Source organism: Pseudoalteromonas sp. QJM3NY_12, from assembly GCF_056173165.1.
This window is the reverse complement of the sequence record NZ_CM149661.1, coordinates 1,825,333-1,839,234: the sequence shown is the minus strand read 5'-3', so window position 1 is coordinate 1,839,234 and position 13,902 is coordinate 1,825,333. Positions and strand designations below refer to the sequence as shown.

Annotated in this window: 8 protein-coding genes; all 8 read left to right on the top strand. The window is 39.8% G+C overall.

The features are described 5' to 3' along the window. Positions 1-2 precede the first annotated feature (2 nt). The 8 genes from prc (at position 3) to AC0VZ5_RS08415 (ending at position 13,707) form a co-directional block, all read left to right on the top strand. Positions 3-2,027 (top strand): carboxy terminal-processing peptidase, encoded by a 2,025-nt coding sequence (gene prc / locus AC0VZ5_RS08450; RefSeq protein ID WP_178956144.1) that lies wholly within the window; start codon positions 3-5, stop codon positions 2,025-2,027. Positions 2,028-2,186: 159 nt separating this feature from the next. After that, positions 2,187-3,671, top strand: coding sequence for a Na+/H+ antiporter NhaC (gene nhaC, locus AC0VZ5_RS08445; protein ID WP_475474754.1), 1,485 nt, complete (start codon positions 2,187-2,189; stop codon positions 3,669-3,671). Positions 3,672-3,721: 50 nt separating this feature from the next. Beyond that, entirely contained in the window at positions 3,722-6,316 is a 2,595-nt protein-coding gene (gene pepN, locus AC0VZ5_RS08440; protein ID WP_475472374.1) for an aminopeptidase N, read from the top strand. Positions 6,317-6,319: 3 nt separating this feature from the next. Continuing rightward, a complete protein-coding gene (locus AC0VZ5_RS08435; protein WP_475472372.1) occupies positions 6,320-6,541 on the top strand; it encodes a DUF2835 family protein in 222 nt (73 codons plus the stop codon). A gap of 250 nt (positions 6,542-6,791) precedes the next feature. Next, entirely contained in the window at positions 6,792-8,888 is a 2,097-nt protein-coding gene (locus AC0VZ5_RS08430) for a DUF1302 domain-containing protein (protein WP_138606061.1), read from the top strand. Positions 8,889-8,901: 13 nt separating this feature from the next. Beyond that, entirely contained in the window at positions 8,902-10,266 is a 1,365-nt protein-coding gene (locus tag AC0VZ5_RS08425) for a DUF1329 domain-containing protein (RefSeq protein ID WP_475472370.1), read from the top strand. A 124-nt stretch (positions 10,267-10,390) separates the two neighbouring features. Further along, positions 10,391-11,386, top strand: a complete 996-nt coding sequence (locus AC0VZ5_RS08420; RefSeq protein WP_138606063.1) for a WD40/YVTN/BNR-like repeat-containing protein — start codon at positions 10,391-10,393, stop codon at positions 11,384-11,386. After that, positions 11,386-13,707 (top strand): efflux RND transporter permease subunit, encoded by a 2,322-nt coding sequence (locus AC0VZ5_RS08415; RefSeq protein ID WP_464708657.1) that lies wholly within the window; start codon positions 11,386-11,388, stop codon positions 13,705-13,707. Before AC0VZ5_RS08420 ends, AC0VZ5_RS08415 begins: the two co-directional genes overlap by 1 nt. Positions 13,708-13,902 lie beyond the last annotated feature (195 nt).

Sequence of the window (13,902 nt, the reverse complement as noted above, 5' to 3'; positions counted from 1 at the left end):
GTATGAGTAAAAAGTTTACGCTCATTCCGTTAGTTGCTGCGCTGTTTTCAGGTTCATTATTGGCTGCAGTAGAGCCGGTAACATTAAAAGACTTACCTTTGCTTAAGCAAGAAAGTCAGCACGGTACAGCCAGTAAACGAGTGGCTAATCTATTTACTCGTTCGCATTACACACCTGTTCGATTTAACGATGAGCTTTCAAGTAAAGTGTTTGATCGTTACATCGAATCCCTTGATTTTAATAAAAGCGTGTTTTTGAAAAGCGATATTGACTCTTTTGAGCAATATCGTGAGCGTTTCGATAACGCGCTTATTAGCGGCAAGTTAGGGTTTACATTTGATATTTTCAACTTAAGCCTTAAACGTCGTTTTGAACGTTACGAATTTTCGCTTTCATTACTTGAAAATGAAATGACGTTCGACACTGAAGATGAATACTTTTATGACCGTGAAGATGCGCCATGGGCGACTACGCAAGCTGAATTAGATGAAATTTGGCGCGAGCGTGTAAAATATGATGCATTACGGTTAAAAATGACAGGTAAAGATTGGCCTGGCATAAAAGACGTGCTGACCAAGCGTTATAAAAACGCAGAAAAGCGTCTTGTACAATCAAAATCTGAAGATGCATTTCAAATTGTAATGAATTCACTTGCACGTAGTATTGAAGCACATACTTCATACTTATCTCCACGTCGTGCAGAGCAGTTCAAAATGGATATGGATCTTGAGCTTGAAGGCATTGGTGCGGTATTAACGCCTGATGAAGACTATACGGTAATTCGTAGTTTAGTGCCTGGAGGCCCGGCAGACAAATCTGAGCAAATTAAAGCCGATGACCGCATTATTGGTGTGGCTCAAGATGGCGAAGAGTTTGTTGATGTAATTGGCTGGCGTTTAGATGATGTGGTTGATTTAATAAAAGGCCCCAAAGGCACTAAAGTGCGTTTGCAATACCTAAAGGGTGCGGATGCTCACGGTACGCCAAAAGTGGTTGAAATTACCCGTGATAAAATCCGTCTAGAAGACAGAGCTGCCAAATCAGAAGTGTTTGAAGCCAGTTATTCTGATTTAACCAGCAAAATTGGTGTAATAGAAATTCCTGGTTTTTACAATAACTTATCTAAAGATGTAAAAGTTGAGTTGGCTAAACTCAAAGAACAAAACGTAGACGGAATTATTATTGATTTACGTCAAAATGGCGGCGGTTCATTATATGAAGCTACGCAGTTATCAGGTTTGTTTTTTGATCAAGGTCCAGTAGTACAAATTCATACTTTAAACAACCGTATTGAAGAGCAAAAAGACCGTGACGGCATTACTTATTATGATGGCCCGTTAACAGTGCTTGTTGATAGGTACAGCGCATCCGCGTCTGAAATTTTTGCCGCAGCAATGCAAGATTATGGCCGCGCCGTTATCATTGGTGAGCAAACCTTTGGTAAAGGGACCGTGCAGCAGCATAAAGGTTTAGCGCGTGCTTATGACTTATACGATAACCCATTAGGTAGTGTGCAATATACGATTGCAAAGTTTTACCGCATTAATGGTGGTAGTACGCAGCATAAAGGGGTGATCCCAGACATTACTTTCCCATCAGCCATTGACCCTGCAGAATGGGGTGAAAGTAAACAAGATAATGCCTTGCCATGGGATAGCATAGTAAAAGCAAAGTATAAGCAAATAGGGCGTTTAAACCCTATTATCAGTGTACTTGAAAAGCAGCATAATGAGCGTATTAAAGCCGAACCTGAATTTAATTATGTGTTTGAAGATATCGCTCGCTACAACGAAGAAAAAGATCGTAAAACAATTTCTTTGGTTGAGAAAAAGCGCATTAAAGAAAAAGAAGAAAATGAAGCGCGAGCACTAGCCCGTACTAATGAGCGCTTAAATCGTTTAGGTAAAGAGCCAATAGAAAATCTGGACGATGTACCAGAGGTGATTGAAGAGCTTGACCCATTTCTTGAAGAAGCTGCACTTATTACACAAGATTATATTAAATATGGTCGCGTAGCTAAGCGCTAAAATAAGCTTCACTTTGCAAAAAAAAAGGCGCCTAGGCGCCTTTTTTACTATCGATAATTTGCTAAATTGTTATAATCGCGGATTACCAAAAGTTGAGCTAGATCAATAGTGCTCAATAAATGCGCGTACGTGCTAATAAAAATAATCAACATGCATCGAATGTGTGTAGGAGTCTATATTTTGAAGCCAATTGAAGAAAAACCACTTAAAAGTGCCTCGTTTTTTGATGCACTCATTCCAATTGCTGTATTAATTTGTTTATTAGGTGCCGCTGTGTACTTATTTGGTGATGACTCATCGTCAGGTCCAAATCAAATTGCCTTGTTATTTGCAACATTCGCTGCGGCGTTAATTGGTTTAAAAAATGGCTACACATGGAAAAAATTAGAAGATGCAATGATTGAGGGGATCACTTTATCTCTTAGTGCGATTTTAATCTTACTCATGGTAGGGGCATTAATCGGAACTTGGCTATTATCAGGAACCGTTCCGACATTAATTTATTACGGTCTACAAATTATCAATCCCAGCTGGTTTTACGCCGCGAGTTGTTTAATTTGTGGCATTGTAGCAATGAGTATTGGAAGTTCATGGACTACAGCTGCAACTATAGGTGTTGCGTTACTCGGTGTTGCTTCAGGACTGGGTTTAGAGCCGACAGTTACCGCGGGTGCTGTAATATCAGGCGCTTATTTTGGCGATAAGCTTAGTCCATTATCGGAAACCACCAATTTAGCTCCAGCCGTTGCTGGTGCAGATTTGTTTGAACATATTCATCATATGCTTTGGACTACAGTACCCAGCTTTGTCATTGCATTAATCATCTTTATTTTCATGGGCTTTAACGCTACTGCTGCGGGAGAGGCGGGTCAAATAGAGCAAATAACTGCAATTCTTCAGCAAAACTTTAACATTGGCTTAGAAATGTTGGTGCCGTTAATTGTATTACTCGCATTAGCTATTCGAAAAATGCCAGCGTTTCCGGCGATTTCTATTGGTGCCGTGATTGGCGCGGTGTGGGCAATGTTATTTCAATCGGACTTAATTGCTAGCCAAATAGACATGACTCAGGGTGAGTTTGTCGGTTATTTCAAACTAGTTTGGACCACCTTTTTTGATGGCTTCACAATTAATACGGGCGATGCAAAAATGGACTCGTTACTGAGTGGTGGCGGCATGTCTGGTATGCTAACCACTACATGGTTGATCATGACAGCACTGATGTTTGGTGCGATTATGGAAAAAACGGGTCTACTTGATATTTTTGTTAAAAGTATTCTAAAAATAGCAAAAAGCACTGGCTCTCTTATCGCCTCAACCATTGCAACGTGTATTGGTACCAATGTAATTGCTGCGGACCAGTATATTGCCATTGTGGTGCCTGGGCGGATGTTTAAAGAAGAATACAAAAAGCGTGGTTTAAAGCCTGTTAACTTATCTCGTACTCTAGAAGATGGCGGCACAATTACCAGCCCACTAATACCATGGAATACCTGTGGTGCGTATATGCAAAGTGTTCTATTAATCAATCCGTTTGATTACGCGCTTTATGCTTTCTTTAACCTTATAAATCCTTTCTTAGCCGTTATTTACGCTTACTTAGGAATTAAGATACTACGTATTAAACCTAAAAAAACGGCTTAATTTAAGTAGCTCCTTTTATCACTAAAAGGGGCTATTTTTTTGGAGTGAACATGACTGAACTACAAAAACCTCAAGCAGAATACCTAAAAGACTACCAAGCCCCTCATTTTTCAATTGAACACACTGAGCTTACATTTGATTTACAGCCATTAAAAACTCAAGTAAATGCTTTATTAACGCTTAAGCGCGTTGGCGATTCAAATGCGCCACTGGTATTAGATGGCATAGACTTAACTTTGATCTCTTTGTCGGTAGAGGGTGAAGAGCTCACAGATTATAAAATTATAAATCAGCAATTAATCATTAATAACTTACCTGATGAATGTCAGCTAAGCATAGTGACGCAAACATCACCACAAACCAATACTTCACTTGAGGGGTTGTACTTATCTGGCGGGGCTTACTGTACCCAATGTGAAGCGCAAGGGTTTAGAAAAATAACCTATTATATGGACCGTCCTGATGTCCTTTCAACTTTTGATGTTACTATCATTGCAGATACAACATTCCCGCATTTACTCTCAAATGGTAATCAAGTTGATAGCGGTGAAACGCAAGATGGACGTCATTTTGTAAAATGGCAAGACCCATTCAAAAAGCCAAGCTACTTGTTCGCTTTAGTGGCAGGGGACTTTGATGTTTTACACGACAAGTACACAACTCGTAGTGGTAAAGACGTCACCTTAGCGTTATTTGTTGATAAAGGAAATTTACCAAAAACAGAGCATGCCATGACGTCGCTAAAAAAAGCGATGGCTTGGGATGAAACTCGTTTTAATTTAGAGTACGACCTTGATATTTATATGATTGTTGCCGTTGATTTTTTCAATATGGGAGCAATGGAAAATAAAGGGTTAAATATTTTTAACAGTAAATGCGTGTTGGCAAATCAAGAAACGGCAACTGATAAAGATTACCACACCATTGAGTCTATTGTTGGCCACGAGTACTTTCATAACTGGACCGGAAATCGTGTAACTTGTCGTGACTGGTTTCAATTGTCTTTAAAAGAAGGCTTGACGGTATTTCGAGATCAAGAATTTAGTAGTGACTTAGGCTCTCGTGCGCTTAATAGAATTGATGCTGTAAAAGTGATGCGTACTCATCAGTTTAGTGAAGATGCAGGCCCTATGGCTCATCCGATACGTCCAGAAAAAGTGATTGAAATGAATAACTTTTACACTGTGACTGTATACGACAAAGGGGCAGAAGTAATTCGCATGATGCATACCCTTTTAGGTGAGCAAAACTTTCAAAAAGGCATGGCTTTGTACTTTGAACGCCATGATGGGCAAGCGGTGACCTGTGATGACTTTGTTGTAGCAATGAGTGATGCATCATCCATTGATTTATCACAATTTAAGCGTTGGTATAACCATTGTGGTACACCTCGCCTGAACGTAACTAAAAAGTATGATGAAGCTGCGCAAACGTTTTCGCTTAGCGTAGAGCAGCTTACGCCAGCGAATCAGCCTGACAATGCAATGTTACATATTCCTTTTGCTATTGAGCTTTTAGACTCTCAAGGGCAGAGTATTGCATTACAGTACCAAGGCAAGCAGCTTGATCATGTACTGGATGTAACAAATAGCTCGCAAACATTTCACTTTGATAATATTCACAGTAACCCAACCGCTGTATTGCTCGAAGATTTTTCAGCCCCATGTATTTTAAATCAATCTATTAGTGAAGCGGATTTATTACATATTATGCGTTTTGCGCGTAGCGACTTTTCACGCTGGGATGCACAACAGCAGTTATTTATTAACGCACTTAAAGCCAATGTTACTTCAGCAAGTAAGACTCCTTTGAGTGAAGATGTGATTGATGCACTTCGCGCATTGCTATCTCAGCGTGAGGGCGATTTAGCGCTAGTTGCTGAACTGTTGAAGTTGCCAAGTTTTGATACCTTAGCTGCTGAATTTGAAATAATACCGGTAGATCAAATAACGGCTAATATTGAGTTATTTGAACAGCAAATTGCCACGCAATTGCACAGTGAATTTTTAAGCTGTTACCAAGCCATTACCGATGATGGCAGTGTGAGTGCCCAAGCGGTAGCAATACGTGCGCTCAAACAGCTGTGCCTTCACTATTTGGCAAAAACCGACAGTGTTGAGGCGGCAAGTTTAATTGAGCAGGCTGCATCTTCAACAAATATGACCAATGTACTCGGTGCGTTAAGCAGTGTGGTTAAAGCAGCTCACCCATTGTCGGATCAATTACTCGAGCATTTTGACGCTCAATGGCGCCATGATGTATTAGTAATGGATAAGTGGTTTGCTTTGCAAGCGATGAACTCTGCTGAAGATGCTATCGAGAAAATAAAAGCCTTGTACTCGCATCCTTGCTTTGATTTTTCGAATCCAAACCGAGTACGTGCATTAGTGGGCAGCTTTTCTCATTTTAATACCGCACAGTTTCATCGTTTAGATGGCACGGGCTATACATTACTTGGCGATTTATTGATTAAGCTTAATGCGATTAATCCGCAAAATGCATCTCGTATGTTAACGCCGTTTATGTCGTGGCGTCGTTATGATGAAACCCGTGCAACTGCAATGAGGGCCCAACTAGAGCGATTAGCTAACTTAGAAGGGTTAAGCGACGACTTATTTGAAAAGGTTGAAAAAGCCTTACAATAAATCATGATAGAACATTACTTTAGTATGCATTTGAGCTATACAAAGTGCGTGGATTATTACCATGGACGGTATAGCTCTATCCAAGTGACAGCTGATAGCGGTAAAACAATTCGTTTTTCCGCTCATCACCTTCGACCTTTTATTTCTAGCCTAGGTATCCGTGGTCGATTTAGACTCATTTTAAGTAATGAAAACAAGTTCATCCGTCTCGAACGAGTAGCTTAGCAGTCATTTTTTGTGTTATAAATACATATTAATATTGCTTTTTTGTTAATTTCGGTTTGTTCTATTGTTAATTTACGTGTATAAATTATCTGGTATGACGTCTTACCAATACGTAAACGTTGAACAAATAAAAAATATAACTGATTGAAGGCGGCCATTTGTAATTTGTTTGATTCGCTTCTATCGTTACGATTACACTAAAAACAATAACTTGATCACACAAAAATACCCGCGACAGGGGGGAACCAAAATGATAAGAAGATCGCTTTTTGTTAAAAATAAAATAGCACTTGGCTTAACAGCTGCGGCTATGGGTTTAACTGCAGCACAGACACAGGCTGCAACATTTGAGGTGGGTGGTTTTGATATCGCCTTCGATTCTACCTTTTCATATGGTCAGAGTATTCGGGTAGAAGACCGAAATTTTGATATGATTGGTAAGAGTAATAATCCATCATTTGATTGGACGGGTTACAACCCAGCACTCAATACGATTTATTCATCCCAAGATGTCTGGGCTCAACCAGGGTCCTACTCAAACAACGGTGACGCGGGCGGTTTAAATTTTGATAGCGGTGAGTCTTTCTCAAAGCTATTAAAAGGCACGCATGACTTATCAATAAGTAAAGATAACTACGGCTTATTTACTCGTTTTATGTATTTTTACGATTTTGAATTAATGGACGGCGATCGTGCTTATGTTAATCCAACATCAGGGCAAGGTGTAGACCCTTGTGATGACGATGATACTAAAGAGCAAAGTTGTGCCGACCTTCGTTTACTTGATGCCTACGTATGGGCGAACTTTGATTTAAACGATGGTAATAACCCGCTTTCAATTCGTGTTGGTCAACAAGTAGTAAACTGGGGTGAAAGTACGTTAATTTCTCATGGTATTAACGTTAATCCGGTTGATATAGACCGTTTAAAAGCACCAGGTGCTGAGCTAAAAGAAGCGTTTATTCCGGTTGGTATGTTGTGGGCATCGTTAGGGCTTACAGAAAACATCACCTTAGAAGGTTTTTACCAATACCAGTGGCATGAAACTCGTCTACCGGCAGCAGGGACTTATTTTTCTACCAATGATTTTGCTGCAGAAAACGGTTATCAACAAAACGTACAGCTAGGTTTTACTTCAAATCCTGATATTGATTTAGCATTTTTAACAAATAGTTTAAATAACTTGATAGCAACTCACTCTCAAGTAGCTGCAAGTCAGGGAATTGATCCATCAAGTGCTGCAGGTCAACAGCTATTAGCTAATATGTACTTGACACACCCGACCAAGGTTGCCCTCAAAGGTAAAGGCTATGATGGCAAAACAGAGCCAGATGATGGCGGCCAATACGGCTTACGACTCGGTATGTTTTTACCAGAGTGGAATGATACCGAAGTAGCGCTTTATCACGTAAATTACCATAATCGTCGTCCGCTTATTTCGGGTCGCGTATCAAACTTTACGCAAGCATCAATTCAACAAGATTTAGCGATGATTGCAAGTACTGAAATTACCTCTGATAACGTATCCGATTTAAAAGCATTTGCTAAAGCAACTAACGAATACCCTGAAGATATTAAACTTTACGGTTTAAGCTTTAACACCTCGCTTGGTGAAACTGCTTTTGCGGGTGAGTTTACTTTTCGTGAAGACGAACCGCTGCAAATCGATGACGTAGAGCTACTTTACGCTGCGATGCCTGAGCAGTTAGCTATTGCTGGTTTACGCCCTGAGTTTGCAGGTATTTCGCAAATGAGTAAAGGCGATGATGCAAGTGTTGTTGGGCCAGGCGAGTTAGCCAAAGGTTATATCGAACGCAATACGTCACAATTACAGTTTACGGCAACACATCTATTTGGTCCTTCATTAGGCGCTGATAGTTGGGCTGTTGTGGGTGAAATTGGTGGTGTTCGTATTAATAACATGCCCGAGTACGATGAGATCCGTTTAAATGTCTCTGGTACTGGCCGAAGTGGTGTTATTCAGGGGCCTGGTAGTTCAGATTACTCTTCACTACATATGGCATTATCTAATGGACCTGAGCAAAAATCGTTTGCTACGGCTTCATCGTGGGGCTACCGCTTAATTGCTAAAGGTGATTACTTTAACCTTTACAATGGTATTAACTTCTCACCACGTTTTGTATTTTCTCATGATGTAAATGGTAACACGCCAGATCCAATGTTCTTATTCATTGAAGATCGTAAGTCATTAGGTGCAACTATGAGCTTTAATTACCAAAATGCATGGTCTTTAGATGTGAGTTACAACTCATTTTGGGGTGGTGGCGACACCAACACTTTCTCTGACCGAGATTACGTTTCTTTTAACTTAAAATATTCTATCTAGGGGTAACATTATTATGATTAAAAAACCTACCCTCATTGCTACAGCGTTTTGTAGTTTGTTTGCAAGCCACGCAGCGCTGGCTAAAATTAGCCCAGAAGAAGCTGCGCGCCTTGGTAAAGACTTAAGTCCAATTGGTGCGGAAAAAGCAGCGAATGCTGATGGCTCAATCCCAGCATGGAATGGCGGTATTACTGCTGCTCCAGCAGGTTATGAACCGGGTATGCACCACTTAGACCCTTATGCAACCGATAAAGTATTATTCACTATTGATAAAAGTAATATTGATAAATACAAAGAAAACTTAAGCCCAGGACAAATCGCGTTATTTGAAGCGTACCCAGATACGTTTAAAATGCCAGTGTACGAAACCCGTCGTTCTGCGTCTTTTCCACAATTTGTGTACGATGCAACCAAAAAGTTTGCAACGTCTGCTGAATTAGTTGAAGGCGGAAATGGTATTAAAAGTACAGCTATTGGTATTCCATTTCCAATCCCTAAAACGGGTTTAGAAGCAATTTGGAACCATTTACTTCGTTACCGTGGTCAGTCTATTGAGCGTTTTGGCGGTCAGGCAGCACCGACGGCATCGGGTTCATATAACTATGTTGGTTTTGATGAGCAGTTATTAGTTAAATATTCAGATCCAAGTGCTACTCCGGCTGAACTACAAGATTCTAATATTTTGTTTAAGTTTAAACAGCAAGTGACAGAGCCAGCTCGTTTAGCAGGGACCGCGTTATTGGTGCATGAAACTATGGACCAAATTTTAACGCCGCGCCAAGCGTGGACGTACAATTCAGGTCAGCGCCGTGTGCGTCGTGCACCTAATGTAGCATACGATGCACCGGGTACAGCAGCAGATAGCTTACGTACAACTGATGATTTTGATATGTTCAACGGCTCGCCAAATCGTTATAACTGGACGCTAAAAGGTAAGCAAGAGCTTTACATCCCATATAATAGCTACAAGCTTCACAGCGACAAGCTAACTTATGATGATATTTTAAAGCCTGGTCATATCAACTCTGAGCATACTCGTTACGAAAAACACCGCGTATGGGTTGTTGAAGCAAACTTAAAAGATGACACCCGTCATATTTACAAAAAACGTGTTTTCTACATTGACGAAGACAGTTGGCAAGTTCATGTTACCGATATTTACGATAATCGTGACCAACTTTATCGTGTAGCAATGGCTTATGGTCTTAACTACTATGAAGTACCGACACAGTGGAGTACGCTTGAGGTATACCACGATCTTAATTCACGTCGCTACTTAGCCATTGGTCTAGATAACCAAGAAAAGATGTATGACTTTTCTCAGTCATTTAATGACAATGAGTTTACATCGAGCGCTTTACGTCGCGCTGGCAGATAGTATAAAAGCAGGCACCTAGTTTCCTAGGTGCCTTTTTTCTTTCACATCGCGTTTGTCTATTAACGCACAGGTTTTCCTCTTTATAACAGACAAACAAATCCTCAGTTCAAGGCGAATTTAATTTATGAAGTATTTGGTCTATGCCAGCCTGATCCTAAGCGGTGCGAGTTTTGCACAAGACGCACCTCAAAGTGCGATTAGCGCAATTAATGCAGATAAAACACTCCTTACCGATATTACCCAAACTTCAGCTGGGCTTATTGCTGTAGGTAAACATGGGACGGTCATTAAAAGTATTGATGGTAGCGATTGGCAACAAGCGAAATCAGTACCTACACAAGTATTACTAACAGCGGTTGAATTTACTAATGATTCTAATGGCTGGGCATGTGGACATGACGCCACAATTATTAATACCACCGATGGTGGTGAAAATTGGCAGTTACAACAAGCAAAACCAAGCTTAGATAAACCCTGTCTAGATATTTATTTTAAAGATGACTTAAATGGCTATGCTGTTGGCGCTTATGGTATGTTTTATCAAACAAGTGATGGCGGAAAACATTGGCAAAAACGCTTTTTAGATTCGCTGTTATTTAGTGAAGATAGAGATTATTTAAATGACTTAAAACAAACAGATCCTGAGGGTTACGAAATAGAAACCTCGTCTATATTACCTCACTTTAATCGCATTGAACCGACTAGTTCGGGTTTAATACTGGTCGGTGAGATGGGCTTAATGGCAAAAAGTGATGACGATGGCCAAACATGGCAACGTTTAGATGAGATTTACCCTGGTTCATTTTTTGGTTTTGCTTCAGATTCATCGCAACAAATTGTTGCAGGGTTACGTGGTAATATTTTTATAAATAAAACCGATAGTCAGCAGTGGCAGCACTTAGACAATGATAAAACAGCTACTGTAAATAGCATCATTAATTATAACAATAAACAATGGCTATTATTGGCTAATAGCGGTGTTATTTTTCAGCTTAAAGATGATGTGTTGTCTTACGAGCAGTTGGCTGATGGTAAAGCGATTCTTGATGGCGTGATTGTTAAAGATAAACTGATCATGACAACAGAAAACGGCATTAAAGTGAAGGAGTTGACCCCTTAATGCAAGCAATTTTAGATTTTTTAGAAAAAGCGATTTTTAGACACCGCTTAGTGGTGCTCATAAGTTTTGTGTTGATCACCTGTTTATTGGTTTTTAAAGCAACGCAAATTCAGCTCGACGCGTCATTTAATAAAAATATTCCGCTTAACCATGATTATATGAAGGTGTACACCAAACATGAGAAACAGTTTGGTGGCGCTAATAGTATTTTAATTTCAGTATGTGATGACAGTGGTGATATTTTTAATCCTGAATTTTTTACTCAATTAAAAGCCGTACATGACCAACTTTACTTTATTCCAGGAGTAAATCGTCCTTTAGTAAATTCAATATTTTCACCTAGTGCGCGCTTTGTTGAAGTTGTTGAAGACGGCTTTGCTGGCGGGCCTATTATACCAGCCAACTTTAAAGCCGATAAGCAAGGCTTAGGAATTGTTAAAGAGAACATTGAAAAGGCCAAAGTAGTGGGTCGTATGATAGCAAGCGATTATTCGTGTGCCATGGTCACCGCCCAATTGTTAGAGACTGATCCGCAAACACAAGAAAAATTAGACACTCTCGCTTTTGCAAAAAAATTAGAAAGCGAAATTCGTGAGCCTCTAAGTACCGAAAAAATCAGTATTCATATTATTGGTTTTGCAAAAATGGCCGGCGATATAGCCGAGGGCGCAAAAGGGGTTGTATTATTTTTTGCCATTGCAATTGCGTTTACTTTTGTCATGGTATGGCTATTTTGTGGTAGCTTAAAACTCACTATTTTACCGATTGTGTGTTCAATTATTGCGGTAATTTGGCAGTTAGGATTGCTTTCTAGTTTAGGCTTTGGTCTTGATCCTATGTCTATCTTAGTGCCATTTTTAGTGTTCGCTATTGGCGTAAGCCACGGTGTGCAGATGATTAACGCCATTGGTAAAAAGGTTGCTGAAGGTAAGTCTACAACAATATGTTGCCAATCAAGCTTTAGAGCTTTACTTGTGCCTGGCGGGATTGCGTTGTTATCTGATACGGTTGGCTTTTTAACCCTATTAACCATTGATATCGGTATTATTCGTGAACTTGCTATTACAGCGAGTTTAGGTGTGGCAGTGATTATATTTACTAATCTGATTTTGTTGCCAGTGTGGGCATCGTATATGCGCTTTGAAAACAGCATCCATATTCAATCAGGTGATGCTAATAAACCGAACATACTTGATGCAATGCGCGATTTATTAGTTAAAGCAACCGATCCAAAAACAGCAAAAGTTATTATTGGTTTCACTTTGGTTTTATTTGCACTGGGCTATTGGCAAGCAGATAAAATGCGTATTGGTGATTTACATGCAGGAGCACCATCCTTGCACCAAGATGCACGTTACAACCAAGATACTTTCTTAATATCGGACAAATACACAATTTCATCTGATATTCTTAAAGTCATTGTAGAGGCTTACCCTGCAGCGTGTACCGAGCATGACGTCATGGAGCGTATATCACGCTTTCAATATAAAGTTGAAAATTTAGCCGGTGTACAATCAGCGGTCAGCCTAAGTTCAGTGGCACAGTCAGTTAATGCCGGTTATAACGAGGGCAATTTAAAATGGCAAAGTTTGCCGCGCAATTCTGCCAGTTTGGTGCAGTCAACCTCTCGCGTTGAAACCAGCACAGGGTTATTAAACGGTGATTGTTCAGTAATGCCCGTGATTATATTTTTAGATGATCACAAAGCACAAACTATTGATAACGTTATTGCAAAAGTAAAACAATTTGCTGTAGAAGAGGGCACAGATAAACTTGCTTTCAAATTGGCATCAGGCCCTGTAGGTGTAATGGCAGCAACTAACGAGTCTGTTTCAGCTGCACAAATCCCTATGATGCTCTATGTTTATGGTGCGGTGATTATTTTATGCTTACTAAGTTTTAAGAGCGTAAAAGCAACTATTGCAGTGGTATTACCTTTGTACATAGTATCAACCCTTGCACAAGCACTTATGGTACAACTTGAGATTGGTCTAACTGTTTCAACTTTACCAGTAATTGCTTTGGGTGTAGGTATTGGTGTTGATTACGGTATTTATATTTTGTCATCAATGATGGGGCAGTTAAAACAAAACGTGCCACTGAGTATTGCTTATCGTAATGCATTAGTTGAACGTGGGAGTGCGGTGTTATTTACCGGTATTACGTTAGCAATTGGTGTTAGTACGTGGATTTTTTCTGATTTGAAGTTCCAAGTTGATATGGGAATTCTGCTTACCTTCATGTTTTTAGTAAATATGTTGGGTGCAGTGTTACTTTTACCTGCAATTGGCAGCTTGCTCTGGACTGACCAGAAAAAATAAGGTGAATAAATTTGCTCCTAAATGGCCAGTAATGGCCATTTATATCTATATTTTGTGAATAGATGACCAAATAGCTGAAATGCTTAAAATGTTTTCATCGAAAAGGCTGTTTATTAGTTTTAAAAGGGTTAGAATTTAACTGACTCCACGCTAATAAATGGCTGTACAAATATTCTGCTAAACTAGCAGTGATAG

Bases quoted from the DNA above. Each gene is read 5' to 3' on its own strand.
- prc (WP_178956144.1), top strand. From the start codon at position 3: ATGAGTAAAAAGTTTACGCTCATTCCGTTAGTTGCTGCGCTGTTTTCA.
- AC0VZ5_RS08425 (WP_475472370.1), top strand. From the start codon at position 8,902: ATGATTAAAAAACCTACCCTCATTGCTACAGCGTTTTGTAGTTTGTTT.
- pepN (WP_475472374.1), top strand. From the start codon at position 3,722: ATGACTGAACTACAAAAACCTCAAGCAGAATACCTAAAAGACTACCAA.
- nhaC (WP_475474754.1), top strand. From the start codon at position 2,187: ATGTGTGTAGGAGTCTATATTTTGAAGCCAATTGAAGAAAAACCACTT.
- AC0VZ5_RS08435 (WP_475472372.1), top strand. From the start codon at position 6,320: ATGATAGAACATTACTTTAGTATGCATTTGAGCTATACAAAGTGCGTG.
- AC0VZ5_RS08430 (WP_138606061.1), top strand. From the start codon at position 6,792: ATGATAAGAAGATCGCTTTTTGTTAAAAATAAAATAGCACTTGGCTTA.
- AC0VZ5_RS08415 (WP_464708657.1), top strand. From the start codon at position 11,386: ATGCAAGCAATTTTAGATTTTTTAGAAAAAGCGATTTTTAGACACCGC.
- AC0VZ5_RS08420 (WP_138606063.1), top strand. From the start codon at position 10,391: ATGAAGTATTTGGTCTATGCCAGCCTGATCCTAAGCGGTGCGAGTTTT.